The sequence below is a fragment of the Hydrococcus rivularis NIES-593 genome, from assembly GCF_001904635.1.
Taxonomy (GTDB): Bacteria; Cyanobacteriota; Cyanobacteriia; order Cyanobacteriales; family Microcystaceae; genus Hydrococcus; species Hydrococcus rivularis.
In genome coordinates this window covers 1-24,496 of the sequence record NZ_MRCB01000003.1, presented here as the reverse complement: position 1 = coordinate 24,496, position 24,496 = coordinate 1, and the positions used below count along the sequence as shown (strand labels likewise).

General features: G+C 41.5%; 19 protein-coding genes, 1 tRNA gene and 1 CRISPR repeat array (1 of these 21 cut by a window edge). Of the genes, 12 read left to right on the top strand and 8 right to left on the bottom strand.

Annotated features, from left to right (window positions below; all coding sequences use genetic code 11):
* Positions 1–2,506: a CRISPR direct-repeat array (repeat unit 36 nt; unit sequence GTTTCCATTCAACTAATTTCTCTAATAAATAGAGAC) (it extends 7,881 nt beyond the left edge of the window).
* A gap of 195 nt (positions 2,507–2,701) precedes the next feature.
* From cas2 to csx18, 3 genes are read right to left on the bottom strand one after another with little or no spacing between them, the layout of a single operon-like run.
* A complete protein-coding gene (gene cas2 / locus NIES593_RS04035; protein WP_073598369.1) occupies positions 2,702–2,980 on the bottom strand; it encodes a CRISPR-associated endonuclease Cas2 in 279 nt (92 codons plus the stop codon).
* 7 nt (positions 2,981–2,987) lie between these two features.
* Positions 2,988–3,980, bottom strand: a complete 993-nt coding sequence (gene cas1, locus NIES593_RS04030; RefSeq protein ID WP_073598368.1) for a CRISPR-associated endonuclease Cas1 — start codon at positions 3,978–3,980, stop codon at positions 2,988–2,990.
* Positions 3,981–3,998: 18 nt separating this feature from the next.
* Positions 3,999–4,286: a CRISPR-associated protein Csx18 gene (gene csx18, locus NIES593_RS04025; protein ID WP_073598367.1), complete on the bottom strand. Its 288-nt coding sequence runs from the start codon at positions 4,284–4,286 to the stop codon at positions 3,999–4,001.
* 235 nt (positions 4,287–4,521) lie between these two features.
* Here csx18 and NIES593_RS04020 point away from each other — a divergent pair, with 235 nt between their 5' ends.
* The 8 genes from NIES593_RS04020 (at position 4,522) to NIES593_RS03985 (ending at position 15,224) form a co-directional block, all read left to right on the top strand.
* Positions 4,522–5,769, top strand: coding sequence for a helix-turn-helix transcriptional regulator (locus NIES593_RS04020; RefSeq protein ID WP_073598366.1), 1,248 nt, complete (start codon positions 4,522–4,524; stop codon positions 5,767–5,769).
* Between the two features lie 146 nt (positions 5,770–5,915).
* Entirely contained in the window at positions 5,916–8,918 is a 3,003-nt protein-coding gene (gene cas10, locus NIES593_RS04015; protein WP_175561027.1) for a type III-B CRISPR-associated protein Cas10/Cmr2, read from the top strand.
* A 4-nt stretch (positions 8,919–8,922) separates the two neighbouring features.
* Positions 8,923–9,492 (top strand): Uma2 family endonuclease, encoded by a 570-nt coding sequence (locus NIES593_RS04010; RefSeq protein WP_073598364.1) that lies wholly within the window; start codon positions 8,923–8,925, stop codon positions 9,490–9,492.
* A gap of 8 nt (positions 9,493–9,500) precedes the next feature.
* Positions 9,501–10,628, top strand: coding sequence for a type III-B CRISPR module-associated Cmr3 family protein (locus NIES593_RS04005; RefSeq protein ID WP_073598363.1), 1,128 nt, complete (start codon positions 9,501–9,503; stop codon positions 10,626–10,628).
* 16 nt (positions 10,629–10,644) lie between these two features.
* Complete coding sequence (cmr4, locus tag NIES593_RS04000) at positions 10,645–11,442, top strand: type III-B CRISPR module RAMP protein Cmr4 (protein WP_073598362.1); 798 nt, start codon at positions 10,645–10,647, stop codon at positions 11,440–11,442.
* Positions 11,443–11,454: 12 nt separating this feature from the next.
* Positions 11,455–11,850, top strand: coding sequence for a hypothetical protein (locus NIES593_RS03995; RefSeq protein ID WP_073598361.1), 396 nt, complete (start codon positions 11,455–11,457; stop codon positions 11,848–11,850).
* A gap of 74 nt (positions 11,851–11,924) precedes the next feature.
* Complete coding sequence (locus NIES593_RS03990) at positions 11,925–13,877, top strand: RAMP superfamily CRISPR-associated protein (protein WP_073598360.1); 1,953 nt, start codon at positions 11,925–11,927, stop codon at positions 13,875–13,877.
* Positions 13,878–13,940: 63 nt separating this feature from the next.
* Positions 13,941–15,224, top strand: a complete 1,284-nt coding sequence (locus tag NIES593_RS03985) for a hypothetical protein (RefSeq protein WP_073598359.1) — start codon at positions 13,941–13,943, stop codon at positions 15,222–15,224.
* Between the two features lie 284 nt (positions 15,225–15,508).
* Here the strand turns inward: NIES593_RS03985 and NIES593_RS03980 are convergent, their stop codons facing one another.
* The 3 genes from NIES593_RS03980 to NIES593_RS23405 all read right to left on the bottom strand — a co-directional run bounded on the left by NIES593_RS03980 (position 15,509) and on the right by NIES593_RS23405 (position 16,798).
* Positions 15,509–15,898, bottom strand: coding sequence for an alr0857 family protein (locus tag NIES593_RS03980; protein WP_073598358.1), 390 nt, complete (start codon positions 15,896–15,898; stop codon positions 15,509–15,511).
* A gap of 53 nt (positions 15,899–15,951) precedes the next feature.
* Positions 15,952–16,467, bottom strand: a complete 516-nt coding sequence (locus NIES593_RS03975) for an HNH endonuclease (RefSeq protein WP_175561026.1) — start codon at positions 16,465–16,467, stop codon at positions 15,952–15,954.
* A gap of 79 nt (positions 16,468–16,546) precedes the next feature.
* Complete coding sequence (locus NIES593_RS23405; RefSeq protein WP_139253619.1) at positions 16,547–16,798, bottom strand: hypothetical protein; 252 nt, start codon at positions 16,796–16,798, stop codon at positions 16,547–16,549.
* Positions 16,799–16,886: 88 nt separating this feature from the next.
* On the opposite strand from NIES593_RS23405, the gene NIES593_RS03970 reads away from it, so the two are divergent.
* The 3 genes from NIES593_RS03970 (at position 16,887) to NIES593_RS03960 (ending at position 19,078) form a co-directional block, all read left to right on the top strand.
* Positions 16,887–17,222 (top strand): hypothetical protein, encoded by a 336-nt coding sequence (locus tag NIES593_RS03970; RefSeq protein WP_015143855.1) that lies wholly within the window; start codon positions 16,887–16,889, stop codon positions 17,220–17,222.
* A gap of 96 nt (positions 17,223–17,318) precedes the next feature.
* Positions 17,319–17,391, top strand: a tRNA-Arg gene (locus NIES593_RS03965).
* Positions 17,392–17,509: 118 nt separating this feature from the next.
* Complete coding sequence (locus NIES593_RS03960) at positions 17,510–19,078, top strand: B12-binding domain-containing radical SAM protein (protein ID WP_073598357.1); 1,569 nt, start codon at positions 17,510–17,512, stop codon at positions 19,076–19,078.
* Between the two features lie 34 nt (positions 19,079–19,112).
* On the opposite strand, the gene bchB is transcribed toward NIES593_RS03960, so the two are convergent.
* Positions 19,113–20,639 carry a ferredoxin:protochlorophyllide reductase (ATP-dependent) subunit B gene (gene bchB / locus NIES593_RS03955; RefSeq protein WP_073598356.1) on the bottom strand — a complete coding sequence of 509 codons (1,527 nt, stop codon included), beginning with the start codon at positions 20,637–20,639 and terminating at the stop codon, positions 19,113–19,115.
* A gap of 568 nt (positions 20,640–21,207) precedes the next feature.
* Between bchB and ilvB the strand changes: the two genes are divergently transcribed.
* A complete protein-coding gene (gene ilvB / locus NIES593_RS03950) occupies positions 21,208–23,070 on the top strand; it encodes a biosynthetic-type acetolactate synthase large subunit (RefSeq protein ID WP_073598355.1) in 1,863 nt (620 codons plus the stop codon).
* 342 nt (positions 23,071–23,412) lie between these two features.
* Here the strand turns inward: ilvB and NIES593_RS03945 are convergent.
* Positions 23,413–24,496: group II intron reverse transcriptase (locus NIES593_RS03945; protein ID WP_175561025.1), on the bottom strand; the 1,084-nt coding region annotated here is incomplete at its 5' end.

Below are 24,496 nucleotides of genomic sequence, written 5' to 3'. Positions count from 1 at the left end.
CTCTAATAAATAGAGACCAGACGCAGTCGTCACTAACGCGCCTTCTACGGTCGAGTTTCCATTCAACTAATTTCTCTAATAAATAGAGACTGATTCACTATTTGATAATCCAGTGATTAATCGGATACGCGAGTTTCCATTCAACTAATTTCTCTAATAAATAGAGACTTGAATGGAGAATCGCGTAACGTTACCACATTGATTCCGACGTTTCCATTCAACTAATTTCTCTAATAAATAGAGACAGAGCTTGGAAAACCCCTACATAAGGGAATACCTCAAGTTTCCATTCAACTAATTTCTCTAATAAATAGAGACGTATCGGCGCGAGTTACACCTTCGGAGTACGCGCTACTAGTTTCCATTCAACTAATTTCTCTAATAAATAGAGACGAGTATGAGGTTTCAACGCTGACTCTTGTCAAATACTTACATCGTTTCCATTCAACTAATTTCTCTAATAAATAGAGACTTGTATTGTTTTGTTATTGGGAACAGAATTGTGTATTTCAGTTTCCATTCAACTAATTTCTCTAATAAATAGAGACAATAGTTACAGTGTCGCTAAGCTCTAACGGGAAAAAGGGTTTCCATTCAACTAATTTCTCTAATAAATAGAGACCCCATCGTCGATGGTTTTTGGTCAATCACAAGATCAGTGTTTCCATTCAACTAATTTCTCTAATAAATAGAGACCCAATAAGAAACAATAATAGAAAATTTCCTTTTTTCTATTGAGTTTCCATTCAACTAATTTCTCTAATAAATAGAGACTATCCTACATTCTACGCCGAGCAGGATATTACGTGAATGGGTTTCCATTCAACTAATTTCTCTAATAAATAGAGACGTAGTTCTTATTTGGATCGTGGAATTCAATACCAATGACCGAGTTTCCATTCAACTAATTTCTCTAATAAATAGAGACTCCGCGTACTACCGTATCTACTACAGGCTGAATTACTGTTTCCATTCAACTAATTTCTCTAATAAATAGAGACTAAGCAAAAAAAAGAATTAAGGAGAAAAACAGTGTTCGGTTTCCATTCAACTAATTTCTCTAATAAATAGAGACCAATGAAAGTCAACCTGACCGAGTTGTTTTTGCTAGGTTTCCATTCAACTAATTTCTCTAATAAATAGAGACGCCTTTAGATTAGCCAGCGCACTATCTCGTGGTGTTGGGTTTCCATTCAACTAATTTCTCTAATAAATAGAGACTAATTCCTAGTAGAGGTCGTCCCCTTAGCGGGGGACTCTTGTTTCCATTCAACTAATTTCTCTAATAAATAGAGACTTGACTAGATAGCTATGTAATCTAGTCAGACAATTATCTAACTTATAGGGTTGAGTTTCCATTCAACTAATTTCTCTAATAAATAGAGACGGTAGTCCCAGTCGTTATCATTGTTATACACGAGGTATAGTTTCCATTCAACTAATTTCTCTAATAAATAGAGACTAAACACCTCTACTCAACCCAACAGTGTATAACCTACTGTTTCCATTCAACTAATTTCTCTAATAAATAGAGACTTGGTATTCAGCGTCGCGTTGTTGTTGTAATAACGACGTTTCCATTCAACTAATTTCTCTAATAAATAGAGACATCCCCCGAAATTACGGCTAATGATATCCACTTGCTCTAAGTTTCCATTCAACTAATTTCTCTAATAAATAGAGACTTGAGTATGACTACTCAATCTCTTGAGTATTTCTTTTGCGTTTCCATTCAACTAATTTCTCTAATAAATAGAGACGAAGAACTAAGAACCTTATTTCAATTTATGTTAATGGGTTTCCATTCAACTAATTTCTCTAATAAATAGAGACCCTGACCGAACTCTTTCTGCTTGTACTGGAGCTAGTTTAAGTTTCCATTCAACTAATTTCTCTAATAAATAGAGACAGCGATAGCAGAAGCCACTCAGCAGAGTGTTACTTCTTTATCCACGTTTCCATTCAACTAATTTCTCTAATAAATAGAGACTATAGGTTGATACTTAAGGCATGAGTAAGCTTGATGTTTCCATTCAACTAATTTCTCTAATAAATAGAGACCAGATATGCGCCGGCTGCCATCCCGAGCGACAGCACGTTTCCATTCAACTAATTTCTCTAATAAATAGAGACGAGAATCGTAATCAGAATTCCACCGCTCTATTCACGTTTCCATTCAACTAATTTCTCTAATAAATAGAGACCGCGGGAGTCGAGCCGCGCCGCTTCGTGATGATCTCGGTTTCCATTCAACTAATTTCTCTAATAAATAGAGACTAAACTAATTTATATTGGCGGATATGCCCGCGCCGGTAAGTTTCCATTCAACTAATTTCTCTAATAAATAGAGACGCGCTGTAGAAATAACCACCATCACTAGTCAGTGGAGAAGTTTCCATTCAACTAATTTCTCTAATAAATAGAGACCTGATTTTGGTTTGACCCGCATTCATCGCACCGGCAATCTCAAGTTTCCATTCAACTAATTTCTCTAATAAATAGAGACCCTTCTTCATTGAAACCTATATCCCAACTATTGTCCAGAGGTCAATTGCGAGGGGGTTACACTTAAAAGTCATCTACTCTCCCAAAAAGGAACTTCTAAATCTTGAAACCTTTATGCAGATTAAGTTCGAGGGGCTGAACGAAAAAGGAAGCTTCTAGAGATTTTCCGAGTCCCTCGCTCTCGGGTAAAATCAAATTAGATGATAAGAGAACTAGGAGGTTTGCTTAGAGGAGGTTGTCCCCAAATTTCTACTTGAGCTAAAGTATGACCGGAAAGGGGATAAAATCTGACACTATCTTCTTCTTCTTTAATACGTTTTTTCAATCTTTGGCGCAATTCATCATACTTAGCTTTAGTGAGGATACATTCAAAGACAGAGTATTGTACCCGCTGACCGTATCCCTCTAATAAATCTGCTACTTTTTTGCGCCGCTTGTCGCAAGGAAGATCGTAAACGACTACATAGAAAAGCATCTTTCAGCTAACGAATCAAGAAAGGTTGATAACCCCGAGAAGGTTCATAGATAAACTGCTTAAACAACTTCACCTGCTGTGCGAGCAAATCCCAGCGTGGTTGCTTCTGTTGGGAATTAGTTTGAACTTCCTCTTCCATACGCTGTAAAAAGGCTTTCAAATATTTCTTCCGTCCCGAATTATTGAGATAGCAGCCTCCATTGTTATATTCAAAGTCTTTAGCAGCATCCATCACTTTGCTATTGACCAGCCACAATACCAGAGAATCGACAATTGGTGCGCGAAACTCTTCGATTAAATCTGAGGCTAGAGCGGCATGACGTTCTGTTCCTTGGTGTAAACAAGCTTGATAGGGATCGAGTCCTTGGATTTCGATTAATGCCAAAAGGTGATTCCATAATACCTGATAGCCAAAACTGAGCAAGGCGTTGACAGGATTTCCTGGCGGTCTGCGAGAACGAGCCAGAAAGACAAACTCGCGATTAGTCAAACTTTCGCCAAAAGCGGAGAAATAACTACCACTCCCAGCACCTTCATATCCCATCAATCGCTCTAAATTATCTGCTTGTGTGGCTTTTTGAATCAAATGCTCTAAACTTTGAATGGCAAAAGCGATCGCTTCTGAGTTGTGCCGTCGCTGTTGTCGTAAGAGAATGACGCGGCTATTTTTGAGCTTGGCTCGCACAATTTCCCGTGCTACGAGCAATCGCTCTAGGGAACTAATCTGTTGTTGATAGCGAGTTAGATGGCGATAGCCACGCTCGAGAGGAAGGAGTCGTCCGTAGCAGTATCCCATGCGAGAAAGATAGACAATGGGAATATTGCGCCACAAGCAGGTGCGAATTGCTTGAGTAGTGACCTGAGATTTACCAAAAATCAGAATTTGTTCCAACAGGGGAAGTTGAACTTCAGCTAAAACTTTTCCTTTCTGCTGGACAATTAGGCTTTCTTGTTTGAGAGAAACGTAACAGCCTTGCTGAGATACGTAAAGACTTTTCATGCCTTAGTTACAGCCGAATCAATAGCGTTTTCTTCTGTCAATTGCTCTGGGTTGGGAGAAAGGATTGAATTGTCTGAGTTCTCCACCCCGAGTCAATTGATTGGGAGAGGAAGATTTCAATAGCCAAGCTACGACCAAATCTCCCAAAGTACACACTACAAAGGTAGAAGCCGTAACCATAACAGTGTTAACAATCACTGCTGCCAATCCTAACGGTGCAATCAAGAGCAAAATGAGGGTAATGGCTCCGTTAACTCCAGCAGCAAATACGTTACGCACAAAAGCAGCACGCAGGGAAAGATACATTCGATGCCTCGCTTTTTTTACAGGTCTAATTCTTATTGCTACTTTAGCTGGGTTAAGTCTCGGTAGCGAATTAAAGCCAATATCGAGAGCGATTTTTCTCTTAGCAGAAATGCCTTAGACTTGAGAGTTTTTGCATCGGTATGGGTAAGTTAAAATTAGATTGGCTTTAGCTTGACGAGAATAGCTACCTCAAGCTAAACCTTTACGAGTTTTATCATACTGGCTTAAAAAATGAATGGCTAAACCAGCTAAATCTCATCCTTACGCCGACCCGCAAGCTTTTGACCGTCTGATGTTGTTAATTGCTACTTTGGTTAACTATCCCGGTGTTGGCTATCGGGAAAACGAGCGAGCGGAAATTTCTGAATCAGGTAATCATCACAATGCCCTAGAAGCCTTGAAAAGGCAGTTGAGAGAGTTGGCAGCCGCAGTTGGATTCCAACTTCCAGAGGGTTATCCAGCTACACCTACCTTGCGAAGAGATTTGGAGAAACTGCGCGACTATTACATTCTCGATCGCCGAATGTATCGCTGGGGGTACTATTTGGGCACTGGAGTCATGAATCAAGATGAATTAAAAGTGGCTTTCAATGCTTTAGAATCCCAAGCTATTTACCAAGGCGACCCCAGAATCAGACAAATTTATTACCAACTCCGTAAAAGACTGAGAGGATTTGAATTTAACGAAGTTCAAACCTCCGCCGTTCGACGGGAAAAAGATTACCCGAAACAAGATTTTTTTTATCCGGTTCGACAACATTTAAATCGAGCCATTAATTACACAGATCCTCAAGAAATGATGGAAAAAGGAGAATTTAGGAATACTCTGTTTCATCAAATTGACAAGGTCGAAGGAGCAATCCTTGCAGGACAGGCGATAGAAATTTCTCGCTCCTGCGATTTTTACGGATCTCAAAAAGTCGGTCTGCTTGTAATTTGGCCGCTCCAGTTAATTTATTATGATATTGCCTGGTACTTGCTTTATGAATCTTGTAGTAATGGTTGTTTAGCGATCGCTCGGGTCAATCGTTTTAGTAATTACTGCCAGATTCTGACACCGGGGGGAAGGGGAATAGAAGCCCAAAAACAAAGCCTCAAAAGAGCTTACCGACTTCTCAAGAATGGATGGGGGTTTAAATTGGGCGAGCTTGAAGAACAACAGTTAGAGTTAAGAGGAGAGCTAGAGTTTGTCAAGGTGAAAGTTCGCTTCTTCCCTCCGGTAAGTAGCTTTATCGAAGAAGGAGAACTGCGCCATCCCCATCAAAAGATTCGGCACGGACCCAAAGATAATCAGACGGGCAAGCCTCAGTATGTAGATTACTGCCTCGAATTGCCCCCTCGCTCCTTAGATGAATTTAGTATTTGGGTTCAACGCTATGGCGATCGAGCACAGGTACTATCTCCCCCTCAGTTAGTAGAAAAGCACCGTCAGGCAGCTTTAAATTTAGTCGATAGATACGCACAAGGAAAAGCCAATAATTAAAAATCTCAATCAAAAATCCTAAAACGCCGACTATAGGTTAATTACAGATGCTTTTTAAAAAGTAATTCCGAGATCGTGTTAACTCTAGAATTTAAATGGGAACAATAGCTATAGTTTCAAAAAGCTCTTGTAAGGAACTTTCGATTGTGTCTGAAGCTTACTGGCAAGCCAAAATTTGGGGATTGCTCCACGATCCAGGTTTAAAAGCCCTATCCCACAGTCAAGATTTAGGTAGAGAAGGACAGTGGGAAATCCTTCGATGTATGCAAGGATGGCAGTCTCCAAAAGACGGATCTGCGGTAGGTTCGCTCAATCGTACATGGCTAGACCATGTAGGATTATGTGACTTAATCGCCTCGGCAAGCGATCGCAGTACGATAGGTAGACTCGCTCCTCAATATAGTGCGATTAGCTATCAAGAAAACGGGTTACAAATTCACCATTTACTCTCTGGTAAAGCTCAAAAATTACAAATATGCCAATGGCATGAAAGGTTACAACAAGGTAAGCGTAAAGAATTTTTAGAACAGAAAGAACTAGAAGTTTTAAACTCCATCAAAGACTGGGATAATCCCTCTCAAGTACATTGGTGGTTATGGCGTTGCTATCCCGATTTATTAGCTAAAGATACCCCTGAAGTCTATTTACTGCCTGCCGAAACTCGCCTACCCGATACTTCTCTTTGGAGCCATACTAGCATTACTTCCGCTCTAGCTGGAGGATTAGCAGGCTATTATCGCCAAAAAGAAGATTATCCGGCTAAAGGTCAAAGTTTTACTCGCTCTCGTCCTCATTTAGTTGTATTTACTTTCTCTCCCGTTCAAGAACTAGTAAAAGCTAGTCGGAAAATGCGAGATTTCTGGGCTGGTTCGTGGTTGCTGCATTATCTATCAGCCAAAGTTTGTTGGGAATTAGCCAAAAAATACGGTGCAGATACACTTTTATATCCTTGTTTGTATCAGCAACCTTTAATCGACCATTGGTTATTAGAAGAATATCCCGAATTTAGTCAGTGGATAGAGGAACCGACACCACAACAATTACTTACGGCTGGTTTTCCTAATGTCATTGTCATGATTTTGCCCAACAACGGTAAACAGGGAGATGAGATTAAAGATAATCCCATTTATGCAGCAACTCAATATGCCAAACAAGTTTTAGAAAAAGAGTGGCAAGAATTAGGAACTAAATCATTAGAGTTTCTCCAAAATATGAATCCAGCCTGGAAAGAAATTAACCCCCATACTTGGGATGATTGGCTAAAATCTCAATGGCAAACCTATTGGACGGCTTTACCCATTGGCAATTTAGAGACAGAATTAACTCAATCTCCCAGAAAAGATAATGAATATAAACAGTGGTGCGATTCACAAAATGATTTTACTAATTTAAAAGAAAATTTAGCTTTATTTGAAACCAACGAAGCAGAATTTCTCAAAGCAGTCTTTGGTTTATTAGACAAAGAAACAGAAACTGATTCTAAAGGTTATTCCAGACAACCTAATCTGAATGTCGGTTCTTGGTGGGGCAGTATCTTCGATCGCCTTCGGTATAATCTAACCGCAGTCAAAAATGCCCGTACTTGGTCAATGCCAACCGCTTTTGGTCCTCGTTCGACCATTTCTGGAATCGGTTCGGTAGTCCATCCTATTTACGATGAAACTAAACCAGACTGGGCAACAGAAGGACAAACCAAAAAATTTTGGTCTGAGCGAAGAAATCTGGGTTTATTTGATGGCATTGAAGAATTAAACGCCACTGAAGTTGTTAAGCGAGTTTTACACAGAATACTCCCAAAAATCTTAGATATTAAAGATTTATCCTTAACCTACCCCGATCTCAGTTCTGGGGTTGCTGGTTGGTTAAAACAGGCAGAAATTACTGGAGATCAAGAAGCAATTAAATATTATCAAACTGCTTGTCAAGAAATTTGCGATCGCTTTGATTGGGTAAAAAAAATAACTGAAAACAAAAACAAAAACTCTTGGGGTATCCCTTGGATTAACAAACATTATCCCAAATTACCCAATCCTCGATTATTAAATGCAGGTTGGCTTATTGAAGATGAAAACTTTACTCCTCAAGATGAACTAGAGAAAAAAGCCGAACTCGCTAAACTCAGAGATACCATTACTAAACATTTTCCGCCTGGTAAAAACCCTACTGACTGGTATGTACTCGCTGCTGGCGATGGCGATAGTATGAGCGAATGGTTAAAAGGAAGTAAATTAAAAGAATATCGAGAATATATTCCCCAAGAATTACAAGAAAAAATCGACGGCTTTCCCGACGAAATTAAACAACCAGTAAGCGAATTTCTCAAAGTCAATAAAAGAATGGGACCCGCTACCCATAGTGCCTTGAGTCGTTCTCTACTAGATTTTGCCAATCAATTAGTCCCCTATCTCACCGAATCTAGATATGCTGGCAGACTAATTTATTGCGGTGGCGATGATATTTTAGCCTATACCAATCTCTGGGAATGGGATAGTTGGCTGTGGGATATTCGCCAATGTTTTAAAGGACAAGAAGACCCAGGTAATGAGTTTGTTAGTCAAGGAGATTATTGGCAAATTAGAGAACAGAGAAATAAAGTCTTACCAAATCGTCCTTTATTTACTCTGGGGTCGGCAGCAACTATTAGTTTTGGCATTGTTATCGCCCATCATTCCATTCCTCTAGCTATTGCTTTAGAAAATCTCTGGTCAGCAGAAGAAGAAGCTAAAGAACATTATTGTCTTACTAATAACGAAAAGTATCAAAAAGATGCGGTTCAAGTTCGGGCAATTTATGGCAACGGTAATATTTTAAAAGCCACTGCTAAATTTGATGTCTTTAACTGTTGGCGAAACTTAGTAGAATATGCCCAACAACATAAAGAAATAGACTGGTCAATTTTTGAGAGGGCTGCTGAGATTTGGTTACAACATCCCGCGCCACAACAAGCAATTAGACAATGGACGAAAGCATTTTGTGAGCGAAGGAATGTGTTTAAAAAAGATTCAGGCGATCGCGATATTTTTGCCACAAAACTAAGTGATTTACTAAGTAACTTATTTATTTATAATTCAACAAACGAACAACGAGATCGAGAGATAAGAAACTGGCTTAAATTAGCTGCATTTGTAAAACGTAACCGACAGATTTAAATTAATAACTATGCAATTACTGACGCGAAAATTCACAGTTGAACAGTATCACAAAATGGCTGAAGTGGGAATACTCACAGAAGAGGATCGAGTTGAATTAATTAAGGGCGAAATTGTTGAAATGTCACCGATTGGTTTAAAACACGCAGCCACAGTTAATCGTTTAAATCAACTTTTTTACCGCAAATTAGGCGATCGCGTTTTGATAAGCGTTCAAAATCCGATTCAATTAACTAATAATTCCGAACCTCAACCCGATCTATCTTTATTAAAACCTCGCGCTGATTTTTATGAAACTAAAACACCAGAAGCAAACGATATTTTTTTGATTGTTGAAGTTGCCGATACAACTATTATTTACGATCGCGATATCAAAATTCCTCTCTATGCTGAAAATGGAATTTCTGAAGTGTGGTTAATCGATGTGAATAATCAATCTCTAACCATTTATCGTCAACCAACACCACAAGGTTATCAAGCTATACAAACATTAGATGGTAATCAAAATTTATCTCTCCTAGCATTTCCAGAAATAACTATAAATTTTAGCGAAATTTTAAATATTTCCACTTAAAATAGTTTATGTTTTGGTACACTCTAACTCCTTTAGACGTTCTTCTTTTTCGAGATGCTAAACCTTTTACTCCAGGAGAAAGGGCTTGGGCGGGCAGTGTTTTTCCTCCCAACGGACACGCGATCGCAGGAGCAATGAGAAGTTTATTAAATAGGAAAGAAAACCTAACTCTTAAAGGAACATTTCTTTCCTATAAAAAAGAACTTTATTTTCCCCGTCCTCTCAGTTATGTTAATAACTCTTTACTTCATCCTGTAACTTGGTTAGACGAGCAATCTCCTAATCAACAAATGATTTGGGATCGTCTATCGCCCGCGCCTCTGTTATTAAAAGAAAAAGAATCAGGCAAGGGCAAAGAAAAAGAAAATAAGCTCGAACAAAAACCAAGACAGTATTTACCTTTTTCTATAGTTACCAAACTACTAAATAACGAAATTTTAAATCCTGAAGATTGGTTATGCCAGCAGGAAGAAAGTTCCCAACCCTGGACGGTAGAAACTCGTTCCCATAATGCGATCGCCCCTGATAGTCGTCAAGTAAAAGATGCAGATGGTTATTTTGTCGAGAATGCTATTCGTCTGCATTCAGGTTGGAGTATGGCGATCGCTATAGACAGAAAAATACCCAATGTTCCTACTTCGATGCGATTGGGAGGAGAAGGACATCGGGTATTAGTCGAAGAATGTCCTTCCCTGGGCGAACAATGGCAGCAATTACAACAGCAATCGCAACGCAACTATGAACGAGGAGGTAAATCTTTAGCTTATTTAATCACCCCTGGAGTGTTCGAACGCATCCACAAAGACCAAAAAGCAGTTTGTCAACCCTATCCTTGGGAATGGAAACTAGCCCATACGGTTAATTCCAATCAAAAACCAGGCAACTTAGTTAGCGTAGCAACCGCCCAACCTTTACCGATTAGCGGACGAATTCAAGATGAAAACCCAAATAAACCAACGATTCCTGCCCCTCAAGTGTTTGCTGCCCCTGCTGGTAGCGTTTACTACTTAGATCGACCAGATATTTTGTTTGCTGAAAATCTCAATTCCCAACCAGGTAAAGCGTTAGAAAAAGCCAAACGCTGGCGACAGTTGGGATATTCGGAATTCCTTTGGATTTCTTATCAAGATAATTAAACATCAGACTGAAATTATGATTAACTACGCTTATCTTTATTTACTTTCCCCCTTACATACAGGCGGAACAACTCAAGAAGGAAATTTGTTGGGAATTGCCCGTGAGTCTCATACCAATTTTCCCTATATTCCTTCTAGCAGTATTCGCGGCAGACTACGGGCTAGTGTTAAAGACAAAGACCAGAAATTTAAACTTTTTGGCACAGATTTAGAAAATGCCAGCCAATTAGAACAAGGAACCATTTGGATCGGTGATGCTTCTCTGCTTTGGCTTCCCGTACCTTCTCTCAGTCATGGAGTAGTGTGGGTTAGTTGCCCGATGTTATTAAAACGATGGGCTAGGTTTACAGGTAAGTTGGATCGAATTCCAGTTGAATATAGCTGCAATTTTTTAAATGGTAACTCAGCAGTTTATCTCAAAGATGCCATTCTCAAAGCAGAAGAATTAAAGCAATGGCAAAAGTGGCAAGATTTTCTTCCACAAACTCCTCAAGCTAACACAATTGAAAGAGCAATAGTACTTCCAGACAAACATTATGCCACCTTAATTCAAATGAGTCTGTGGCGACAAGTCAAAATTAAACTTGACGAAAACAAAACTGTCGATGGTGGTTTTCGCTACGAAGAAGCCATTCCTCCTGACACTTTAATGTACTTTACTTGGGGAACTACCTCGGCTGCTAATGGTACGGCATCTCAAATACATCAAGAATTCACTCAGTTACTAGCCAAACAAGAAATCTTACAAATTGGCGGACAAGAAAGCTTAGGAAGAGGCTTTGTTCAACAATGGCTAGCTTCAGCAAGTAAGTAAGGAGAAATAATAATGCAAACCTTTGACCCCCGAACCCTCAGCACTCCCGTATACGAAGCTTTACAAGAATTACGCAACCATAATAGTAACGATAATTCCCGTCTTAAAGAACAAAAAAGTCAAGCAGTCGAACTCTATACCTATCTTGCCACCTGGGGCATGATGCGATTAAAAGCCGAAGAACAAGCTTTAAGCCAAAAAGGTAAACAAGATGTAGTCAAGAAGTACTTTGAATGTCTGCAACTTCTTTCTTCAGTTAAAGATTTAGCTGGTAATAAAGGTTTAGATTCCCTCAAACAACTTAAAGCCGATGATTATTTAGGTTTAACTGGACTTGGATTAAACCTGGCACAAGAATTTAGTTTTTGGGCAAACGCTATTTACCATGATGTCAAAGGCGATGCTTAAAACAAATCTATCTTGTAAGGGCGATTCGCGAATCGCCCCTACGATTACTCATCATTTATTATTTACGATCCAAAATGTCTCCTCAACCTCTTCAACGTCCTCAAAGACCAAATAAACCAGTACCTAAATCACAATCTTCTTGTTCTAATAATCTTCATAAAGGAGGAAACAACAATGGTAATCAGAATAAAGGAAATAACCATAATGGAGGAAATAACCAACCTCCTTCGCCTTGGCTAAACTCCGAGAATGAACCACAACCAAACTCTACAGCTAGCTTTGTCGAATACTTGCGTTGGATGCGCGAACCAGAACGGGAATATAAAGACGCGACTAAAATACAGATATTACAAATGGCACAAGAAAATGCCAATTATCGCGATCGCCTGAAGCAATTAAATCAACGTACCGAACTAATCGCAGGTAAAGAAAACACCTTTACAGTCAAATGTCCCTGGCGTATTCGTGTCGGCGGACATCGCGGACCCGAAAGTATTTTATTGCCAGCTTTTGATGCTTTGGGAATGCCCTATATTCCAGCCAGTACCCTTCGCGGTGTAGCTAGAACTCAGGCGATTAGAGAAATAGTTGCCACCGAAAAGATTAAATGGAAAGATGCAGAACAAAAAATCGCTTCTTACTTTGGTTCGATTGAAACAGATAATCCGCAACATAGTGCGGGTAAAGTAGTTTTTCTCGATGCCTATCCCTTATCCAGTAAAACTGGTGGTTTGAGTATAGATATGGCAAATAATATTTGGAAATGGGAAGGTTCTCAACCTCAATATCAATCTAACCCCAATGTCTTTTTATCTCTACAAAAATCTGACTTCTTGATTGGTTTACGTTTAGCTAATAATTGTCAGGATAAGGAAATTTTAAACAAAGTCAAACAATGGTTAATTTCAGGTTTACAAGCTGGTGTAGGTTCGCAAATTAATACTGGTTATGGACAGTTAGTTATAGGAGATAAAAATAAATCTGAACCTGAATTTTTCCGGGTTAAATTTGCTTTAGAAGGGCAACTAATTCACGGTCATCAAAAGTTTAATAATATCCAACAGCCTTATAAACCTGATAAAAATGGTAATCTAAAACCTTCTACTTCTGCTGTCCCCGAAGTACGTCCAACTGCTTTTAAATCGATGCTGCGCTATTGGTTTCGGGCTTTTGCGTTAGGGGTTCTACCTGCCGAACAAGTAATCAATTGGGAAAGTCAACTTTTTGGTGCGATTAATCCCCAAAAATTAGGTTGGATTAAAGTAAATATTATCGATGGCAAATTAATTCAAAAAGAACCAAGAGATAAACGAGATGATTGTGGCGAACAAGAAGGTATTTTAACCTTATCTTATTCTGTGGCTGCACCTCAAGATAAAAGCCAAGCAATTTCATCTTTATTCAAAAATCTTACTTGGATGATGTTTAATCTTGGTGGCATCGGACAAGGTGCGAGAAGACCCTGTTATTCTCGTCAAAATCGACCATATGCCCCTTGGTTTCGCGGTTCTACTTTCTTTGTTGATGCAGACTTAGAAAACCCTAATTCTTTTTGGTATGCACCAGAATCAGCTAAAAATTTTCAAAAGTTATTTCAAACCAGACTTAAAACTTTTTATACTGCTTTAGAACAATTAATTCCTAATAGCAATATTGCTAAAAATATTAATTCTCCTCTATCTTTCAATAACCCAAGCGATCGCAATTGGTCTGATGCAGTAGATAATCATTGCCGTATTGTAGTTTGTTCGGGACAAGAACAATACGGTAAACCCCATGCTTTAGCTGTTTTACACGGTCAAGATTTGAAAATTACTAACCATAAAGGTCAATTAGATTACGATAGCAATCTTTGCGGACAAACTAATAAGCCTGTCAAACCTTCTCCTGTTTGGATAGCGGATTTAGAAGATTATCAAATAGTTACAGTTTTTGGTGCAACCGTTAATCCTCGTTCTAAATATTTACAAAATCTACGTCAGCGATCGCAGCAGTATTATCAAATATTTCCTTTGACAACCAACTAAACTACATCTCTATCTTCTCTGCTTTTGCTTTTCTAAGAACCTCAAATATCATCGTTATTTAATATGACCAGTATTGTTTTATCTTTTGTCGGCAATCAAGATCCAGGTACGGATAAAAATGACAAAGAAGGATCGATTGTTAGTTTAACCAATCACTTATTAGAACAAAATCAAGAAATTGAGCGCATAATTTTACTATACACTGACGGCACTCAAGAAGCTGCTAATTTTACTAAAGAATGGTTACTTTCAGGTGAAGTTCAGCCATTAAAAATTATTGAAGAAAACATTGAATTAATTCCAGTCAATGAAAAATTATCTCAAGATCCAATCGATTTATTATTAGCAATCCAAGCAGCAAGACAAGCTTTGGAAAAAGCTAAATCTTATTTACGGTCGGGCGATCGATTAGAATTAAATGCTTCTTCTGGTACACCTGCAATGAAATCTGCTTGGAGTATTTTACAAGCTGCTGGTTATGCACCTCAAAGTCGAGTCTGGCAGGTAAGAAATCCTGACAAAATGATACCCGGTCAAAGCAGAGTATTTGAAGCTAATGTCGATACTCTCAAAAGAGAATTTGATTTAAAAGTCATTCAACAGCAAATTAATAACTATAACTACAGTGGGGCTTTGGCTAACTTTAAAGAAAGCGGTTTGAAAGATAACGGGGTAAGCGTTCTTTTAGAATATGGACATTGTCGTTTAGCTTGTGACTTTAAAAAAGCTCGTCAAGCAATTGATCGGTTTCGGAAAATAATCGACCCGAGACTTTCAGAAGAAATCGATCGTTTGGCTAGTCACGATCAAAGGTACTTTATTGTTGAATTATATTTTCATGCTCTCACCAAACTCAAAAATCAAGAGTATTCTAATTTTTTGGTGCTTCTTTTTGCTTTCCAAGAAAGTGTCTTGCGCTTTCAAGTAAGAAAAAGATTGTGTCCCGAACTGCTCAATTATCCTTGGAAAGATGTGAAAGAACAGGTTGAAAAAGCTATTCAACAATACCAGGAAGGACAACTGCACAGCTATTTGCACCGATTACCCAATGGTCGCTTACTACAATTAAATCATCCAAGCCGACCAGTTTTACTAGCTATTTTAGAATACGTTTCCGAGCAACAAAGCTTATTAGAACCACTAAAAAGACTTAACAAGTATTGCAATCAAAGAAACGATTATGTCCATCAATTTGAAGGAGTTTCTTTTATAGAAGATGAAGAACATTTAGTTAGAGATCTACACAAAATTGTTCGTCAAATTACTCAAATACCAGAACAAAATTCTTTTGATATTCTTAATCAACAATTACATTCCTTATTAACTAGGCTCTCTCTAGCTAAATGAAGCATTCTCGCGAAGTAACTGTAATGAGATTTACTAGCAGCTAATACCAATTTTCAGGTTTTCGCGATCGACATTGTTCACCCCTCTCCCAATTTGGTAGAGGGGTTGGGGGTGAGGGCGATCGACTATCTCTGTCATTAATGAATGAAAAATGATATAAGACAACAAAAAATGACAACTTCAATTTTAGCCCTAGAAATCTTATTAGAGCAGGGTTGTCCATTTTTGACCAAACAAACAACAGAAATAGGAACAATAAAATACATTTACTTCTCTGGCTACTATCAGTCATTAACTACAGAAGCCCCAATTTGAACTTCCTGCCACAGTTGGTAGAGGAAAAATTCAGTTCGTTGGCTCATGACAGTAACAAATATTCCCTCTTCGCTATCTGGCACTGAAGCTAGCCAAGTTCCTTGCAGGATAACTTCGACATACTCGCCATCGCAAAAAGATAGTTCGATGCTGTCGCCGTTTTCCTTGTCAACGAGTTTTTCCAGATCGCTCAAGTAGGGCAAATCGGCGGGGAGTAAAAAGGTAGCCGTGCTGGGTTCGGCATAGAAACCCGTCCCAGATCGCAGAGCGAGAATAACTCTGGCAGTTACCCAATCTTCGAGAGATCGATCTAGATGCTCTAAATTAAAGCCATTTTCAGTATAGGTAAGTTTCAGCATCGGTCTGAGTTTCCCAACCAGGGCTAATTAATTGTTTTTAATTCCGAATCCAGTTATTGTTGGCGCCAAAACTGTTCGGCGAAAGCGATCGCGGGGTGAATAGGAGCCTTGGGAATCATTTTCAACAGCATTCCAGCTTCTTGGGGAGTGCGATCGCCTTTACAGGAGTTACACGGCTCGCAAGCGATAACTACATTATCCCAAGTATGTTTTCCACCTTTCGATCGCGGAATTACGTGGTCGATCGTTAAGCGTTTGACACTCCCGCAGTATTGACACTGATGTTTGTCTCGCCGTAGCACCTCGCGCCGACTGACGGGAGGCACTTTCCAGATTCGCTCTCGACTGTGAATTTTGAGACGAATATGGGCGGGGACTTCTAGAATTAGGTTCGGCGAACGAACTTCAAAAATCATCCCATCGGCAAACTCCATTGGTTCGGCTTTGCCAGTCACTAGCAGGCAAATAGCGCGTCGGATATTTACCCGACTAATGGGAAGATAGTTTTTTGAAAACACCACTACCGATCGATCTAATATTTCAGTTGCACTGCTCACGGCTGACACCATTTATAGATTGTTTGGATTGAAAAACCCCCGCTTCTTTAGTTAGAGGCGGGGGTGTAGCAACCTTTATGGTTCTTTTAATTTATTTAGGTACAGTACTGGCTAGTATGCACCTCCCGCGTCCTAAATACAGTTTTACGTTAATACCTTCAAGCTTACCGCCGCAGATATGGCGATAATCTCGATCGCTATTAATTTGAGGTTTAAATCTAATTGCATCGTTCGTATCTCCGAGCTGCCCTAAATATGAAAATACCCCCGCTATTGCCGCAAATTGCCAACTATTTGGGCAGCTGACGGCAAAAATGGAGGTTAGTAAGGAAGACGGAAGCATTGATGAATTTTTTACTCGTGCCAAAAGGGACATTTTAATACTACACTTGTATTACTGAAATGTCTACTACCTGGAGGAAAAAAAAATTATGCGAACGCTGACTCGCACATCTACGACCGAGATGGAAGTTACTAGCATCCGCCTTGAGAGATCCCTCAAAGATAGACTCAAAGAATTGTCTGGCAACCAAGGCTATCAAGCGCTGATCAGAGACATTCTCTGGAACTACGTACAACAGAAGTCGGGAGATTATCGACCGCAGTTTTCGAGAGCCGATATTCGCGCTACGTTAGAAGCAACTGCTAGAAAGGATGAAAGCTGTGTCCTAACCGGAAAGCTAATTCGGGAAAATGAGCCAATGTTACTTGGATTGACAATACACGGAGATTTTGTGCCTTTGAGTTTAGAGAGTTTGGCAGGTTAACCATTGAAGACTGGAGATTGGAGATTGAGGAAAACTGTATCCAATCTCCAGTTATCGTGTAAGATCGTTTTGTTGCGATCGCTTCATCTGGTGCTTGGGAGAGTAGCTCAATGGATAGAGCAACCGCCTTCTAAGCGGTCGGTTGTGGGTTCGAGTCCCGCCTCTCCTGTGCTAGAAGAAAAATGACTGGAAACAATTTTAAGGTAAAGGCTGCTATAGTTTTTTACTACCGACACAGAAGTAACGAACCAATTAGAATGGGGAAAACGCAGTAGGAGTTCAAAACATTGCGGATTTTATTAATCTATCCGGTATTTCCGCCGACTTTCTGGTCGTATAACAAAATTCTTGAATTAGTCAACCGCAAAGTCTTATTGCCGCCTTTGGGGTTAATTACCGTGGCAGCAATTCTGCCCCAAGAGTGGGAATTTAAGCTAGTCGATCGCAACATTCGTCCCGTCACTGAAGAAGAATGGGCATGGGCAGATCTTGTCATTCTCTCGGCAATGATCGTACAAAAGCAGGATTTACTAGAGCAAATCCGAGAGGCAAAACGACGGGGCAAATTAGTCGCCGTCGGCGGTCCCTATGCGACTTCCGTGCCATCCGAACCTCAGGGCGCGGGGGCAGATTTCCTGATTTTAGACGAAGGGGAAATCACCCTGCCGATGTTTGTCGAAGCCTTACAAAAGGGAGAAACCAGCGGGGTTTTCCGCACCATGGAAAAACCCGATGTTACGATAACCCCCGTCCCTCGCTACGATTTGTTGGAGTTGGATGCCTATGACTCGATGTCGATTCAGTTTTCGCGGGGATGTCCCTTCCAGTGCGAATTCTGCGATATCATCGTTCTTTACGGTCGCAAACCGCGAACCAAAACCCCTGCTCAACTTTTAAAAGAATTGGATTATCTCTACGAATTGGGGTGGCGGCGGGGCGTGTTTATGGTAGATGACAATTTTATTGGCAATAAGCGCAATGTCAAGTTATTGCTCAAAGAATTAAAAGTCTGGCAAGCCGAACACCGGTATCCTTTTCGTTTTAATACAGAAGCTTCAGTCGATCTCGCAGACGATCCAGAATTGATGGAGTTAATGGTGGAATGCTACTTTGATGCCGTGTTTTTAGGCATTGAAACGCCAGATGAAGAGAGTTTACAACTCACAAAGAAATTTCAAAATACTCGCAGTTCTCTAGCAGATAGCGTCGATAAGATCGTTCGTGCGGGAATACGCCCAATGGCAGGGTTTATTATCGGTTTTGATGGCGAGAAAAAAGGCGCTGCCTCCCGGATTATTCGCTTTGTCGAACAAGCAGCCATTCCCACCGCCATGTTTGGAATGTTGCAAGCATTGCCTAATACTGCCCTTTGGCATCGCTTGGAAAAAGAGGGGCGTTTGCGCATAAGTGGCAGACAAGATATCAATCAAACCACCCTGATGAACTTTGTCCCCACGCGCCCTATCGAAGATATTGCCAAGGAATACATCGAGGCATTTTGGACGCTGTACGACCCTGAGGTCTTCCTAGATCGTACCTATCGCTGTTTCTTGAAGCTAGGTGCCCCCAAGTGTAAAGCCCCCTTTAAGATGCCTAGCTGGGTGGATTTGCGTGCGCTAGGGATTGTCATTTGGCGGCAAGGTTTCAAACGCAACACTCGTTGGAAATTCTGGCATCATCTCTTTAGCATTCTCAAGAATAATCCAGCGGTCTGGGAACATTATCTAACTGTATGCGCCCATAACGAGCATTTTCTCGAATATCGCCAAATTGTTCGCGACGAGATCGAGGCGCAATTGGCAGAGTTTCAACGACAAGAAGCTAAGCTAGAAAGGGAAAAAGCGATCGCCTCCTAAGACAATCGCTATCATTGCGTGATTTGAGAACTAACTATGCCCCAACAGCTTCTTTCGCAGCGTACATTACCTCAAGGGTAATCTCAGTCAAACCGCGATCGCGAGCAAATTTCTCGGTATTACGCTTTACTTTACCGCGCACGAAACCGGGAACTTTATTTAATTCTGCCAAGGCTTCTTTATTCCAGTTCAAGTCAGAATCGGCAGAAATTCCTTTGTGAATCACTTCCTTGGTATCGTGTCCGCCGAAGATTTCTAGAAGGTGATCTTCCATTCCCAAAGTGAAGGAATTATAGACCAAATCGGCAATCTGATTCGTTCCTTCGTATCCTAAGAAAGGCTTGTATCCGATGGGAAAGTTTTGAATGTGAATCGGTGCTGAGATCACGCCGCAGGGAATGTTTAACCGCTTGCCGACGTGACGTTCCATTTGCGTTCCGAAGATGGCGGCGGGTTCTAGACGCGCGATCGCATCGCCAATTGCTCCGTTATCATCGCTAATAAGGATTTCATCGCAGTAGTCGCTCACTTGCTCCTTGAACCACTCTGCATCGTATTTGCAGTAAGTTCCTGCGAGAACTACATGAATGCCCATTTCTCGCGCCAAAATCTTCGTCAGTGCCGCAGCATGGGTATTATCGCCAAAAACAACCGCTTTTTTGCCCGTTAAGTTCTGACAGTCAATAGAACGGGAGAACCAAGCTGCTTGAGAAACATAGAGAGTTTGGTTTTCGATATACTTTTCGTAGTCAACCTTTGCCCCTCGCTCGTTAATGACTTGCCCAATCTTACGGATGCACCGGGCAGTTTCTACCACGCCCATGGGCGTAATATCTACGTAGGGCATTCCGAATTCTTGTTCGAGGAAACGCGCTGCCATCAAACCGACTTCGCGGTAAGGCACGAGGTTAAACCAAGCGCGAGGCAAATTCTTGAGATTGCGAACGGAAGCGCCTTCGGGGATGACTTCGTTGACTTCAATACCCAAATCTGCCATCAACCGCTTCAATTCCGTGCAGTCGTGTTGATTGTGGAAACCAAGGGTAGTAATGCCGATGATGTTGACTGATGGTTTTTCTGTTTTCCCTTCTGGAATTTCTCCCCGCTTACGAGCTTTTTCAATATAGTATTGGACGATTTGACTGAGGGTTTTGTCTGCCGCTTGCAGTTCGTTAACTCGATAGTGGTTTACGTCCGCCAGCATGACATCGCCCTTAGATTCCATTTGGGCGCGTTCTACAAAATTTTGCAAGTCTTCTTGCAGAATGCTAGAGGTACAAGTAGGAGTAAGAACGATTAGGTCGGGAGTTTCTTCTTGGTCTTTACGGATTATGTTCTCGACGACTTTCTCTTGAGAACCCCGTGCGAGAACGTTGCGGTCAACAATACTAGCGGTTACTGGGGTGAAATCCCTCTCTCGCTCTAACATAGAGCGCATGACGTTGAAATAATCGTCTCCTAGAGGAGCATGCATAATCGCATGGACGTTTTTAAAGGAACTGGCAATGCGCAGCGTGCCAATATGAGCGGGTCCTGCATACATCCAATAGGCTAATTTCATAGAGTTCTCCCTTTTGCTGTCAGAAAGTGAAGAGGATAAGTAGAAGACAAGAATAAGTGGCTTTTAAAACTCTATTTGATTGTCTCAGACTTAGAGACCTTTACAAGCAGGCACTCATAAGAGTTTACATAAAGAGCGATCGCTCTATTGTTTGTGCTGACTAGGATTGAACATAGCACTTCAACAACAAAAACGTTGTTTAGGTGCCATAAAACTTCACCTTAAGGCACCACAGAGAGCGGAAGTGGAAACGATCGACCCTTAACCAATCACAAAAGACTAAGGACAAAATGACTATTCTGTAAAGTAATGTAATAAACCCAGGGATCTTGTCAGGAAACGCTCAACATGCAAACCTTTAGCTTTGATTCACCATGTCGGAGCTTGCTTGTCGCTCTTAGCCACTAGCTTTTCAATCTAAGAGCAAAAGCCCTCTCGACAGTATTTACACCTTAGCTTAAACTATTAAACTTAAAGTATAACAGCATAACAATGCTGTTACTGTCCTTGTTGCATCAAAAACAACAAAATTACAAAAAAGAATAAACAAGTTAGAGTAGGTTGCCCTGTGGTTTCTTCAAGCGTTCCCCCGACAACAAATCTGCTAAAGATAATTCCCCAACGCCGGACTGGCGCTTTTATCTTAATCGATAGCCTCGTGCGCCATGGTGTTAGACATATTTTCGGCTATCCTGGCGGTGCGATCCTGCCGATTTATGACGAATTATACCGAGCCGAAGCGAGAGGAGAGGTTGAGCATATTCTGGTCAGACACGAACAAGGTGCGGCACACGCAGCTGATGGCTATGCTCGCGCGACAGGTCGAGTCGGAGTCTGCTTTGGAACTTCTGGTCCCGGGGCGACGAACTTGGTAACGGGAATTGCTACCGCCCATATGGATTCTATCCCAATGGTGGTGGTGACGGGTCAGGTTCCTCGTCCGGCGATCGGTACTGATGCCTTCCAGGAAACCGATATTTACGGAATTACCTTACCGATTGTCAAGCACTCCTATGTCGTTCGCCAAGCCAGCGACATGGCAAGGATTGTAGCAGAAGCTTTCCATATTGCCAGTACGGGTCGTCCGGGTCCGGTGCTAATCGACGTTCCCAAAGACGTGGGTTTAGAAGAGTGCGACTACGTGCCAATCGAACCCGGAGATGTGAGGTTGCCCGGTTATCGTCCCACCGTAAAAGGCAATCCCCGTCAGATTAACGCAGCTTTGCAGCTCATTGAAGAATCCAGACGACCGCTGCTGTACGTCGGGGGCGGTGCGATCGCGTCTAACGCCCACGCTCAAATCCACGAATTGGCAGAACGCTTTCAGTTACCCGTAACCACAACTTTGATGGGGCTAGGAGCCTTTGACGAGAATCATCCTCTCTCTGTCGGCATGTTGGGGATGCACGGGACAGCCTATGCTAACTTTGCCGTCACCGATTGCGATTTGTTGATTGCAGTTGGGGCGAGATTTGACGATCGCGTTACGGGTAAGTTAGACGAGTTTGCCTCCCGCGCTAAAGTCATTCACATCGATATCGATCCGGCTGAAGTCGGCAAAAACCGCACTCCCGAAGTTCCTATCGTGGGCGACGTGCGCCAAGTTCTAGAACAGATCCTACAACGGGCAAAAGAACTGAATTTCCCCTCTCGCTTGGGACGCACACAAGAATGGCTGCAACGCATCCAACGCTGGCGCGAGGATTATCCTTTAATCGTTCCTCGCCACAGCGATAGCATGTCTCCCCAAGAAGTGATCGTAGAAGTCGGTCGTCAGGCTCCCTATGCTTACTATACCACCGATGTCGGACAGCATCAGATGTGGGCGGCTCAGTTCCTTAAGACAGGTCCCCGTCGCTGGATTTCCAGCGCTGGCTTGGGAACGATGGGCTATGGCATGCCCGCAGCGATGGGAGCCAAGCTAGCCGTACCAGACCAAGAGGTCATCTGTATCAGCGGCGATGCCAGCTTCCAGATGAACCTTCAAGAATTAGCCACCCTAGCACAATATGGCATTAATGTCAAGACAGTCATCATCAATAACGGTTGGCAAGGCATGGTACGCCAGTGGCAGCAGGCTTTCTACGGCGAGCGTTATTCTTGCTCGAACATGCAGACCGGAATGCCCGATTTCGAGCTATTAGCGAAAGCCTTTGGCATCAAAGGTATCACAATTCGCGATCGCTCCGAACTTGTCGATGGCATTGCTGCCATGCTTGCCCACGACGGTCCTGTTCTTGTCGATGCCCACGTCACTAAGGATGAAAACTGCTATCCAATGGTTGCTCCCGGTAAGAGCAATGCGCAAATGGTGGGACTGCCAGAGCCTAAAACTCCTCGCCCGGAAAACGAGCCAATCGTTTGCACCAATTGCGGAGCCAAAAATCCTCCCAGCAATAAATTCTGTCCCGACTGCGGCACCAAGTTGTAAGGTTTTAGTCGAGTCTGTTAGCAGTTAGCTAAGTACAAGAGTTGATTATTTTTCTTCCCCTTTTCTAATTTTGGAGAGGGGAATTTTTCTTTGGCACGATGAGAGAAGAACTGTCAATGCTGTTTGCTGCTGGCGGGTTGCAAGAAGGCTCATATTCCCTTAGATAGCTCATTGCACTCTCAATCGCTCCCTCGCGCATATTTCGTTGTTCTGGGGGGAATCGTTCTAATATCAGCTTAAGAACTAATTGAACCTCCCGCCGCTAAACAGCTATCGCTGCTGTAGCGGGGGATTCCCTGTTCACCGACCCGCGCCTCCTAGAATTACTCCTACTTGGTTAAACTAAGCGACTCCCTCACGAGAATTGCTCGTCTTCAGAACGCAGCATGAGGCTTTCGCTTCACTGCGCTCCTCTCCTACTTGACTCTTGTCATGAGTACCTTTCGTGTGAGAACCGTCTGTTTTTGTTTTTTGGTCGTGGCAGTGGGCGTGTAATAGTTGAAGATTCTTGTGGGAGTTTGACCCGCCTGTTGTTTTGGGTACAATGTGGTCTACTTCCCATACGTCTCCATCCTTGAACGTTCCATTGCAGTAGTTGCATTTGCCGTTTTGCTTCTTAAGTAGGGTGGCTTCAATTTTACTCAGTTCTGTGCTTCTTCCTAATCTGGCTGCCCAATAGGTACTATCTCCATCAAAGGGTGATTGATTACCTTTAACTTTGATATGACGTATTATTGGGGTGTCTGAGTGGACGATTAGGGTTTGTTTTCCTTCCTTGAATACCCAGTTTCTCCTTCCTAGTTGGGAGGGTGTGGAGTGGTAGTATTTGTCGTTGACCCAGGTTCTTGATTTGTTAGGGTGACGACGTTTGCACCATCTTTTCAGTAGTCCATATATTAGGTTGTCTAATTTAGAGAAAGTCTCTTTACTTACTACTGATGAGTGATAGTTACACCATCCTCTGATAATCGGGTTAAGCAGCTTTATCAGGTTTTCCTGTTTAGCTGTTTTCTTGTTTTTGACTACTTCGGCTATTGCCTCGTAATGTTTCTTAACTGATTTCTTGGAAGGTTTAATGAGTGTTTTGAAGCCACTTTTTGTATTGTTGACTTTGTATTGTCGGATATTGCATCCGAGAAAATCAAAGCCTGGTTTTTCGCCTTGCAGTGTGTGTATTATTTGAGTTTTTTCGGGTTTTATTGTTAGTCCAATTGGTCTTAGAAATGTTTCGAGGATTTCTCTGGCGTTTTCTATTACTTCTTTGGATTCGTGTATACAGACGAAATCATCTGCATATCTAATGAACGAAAAGGATTTTGCGTTTTTGCTTTTGTTTCCTTTCCAGGTTCTAACCCATTCTGTTAAAACCGTTTCCATCCCGTGAAGGGCTATGTTTGCCAGTAGTGGGCTGATTACCCCTCCCTGA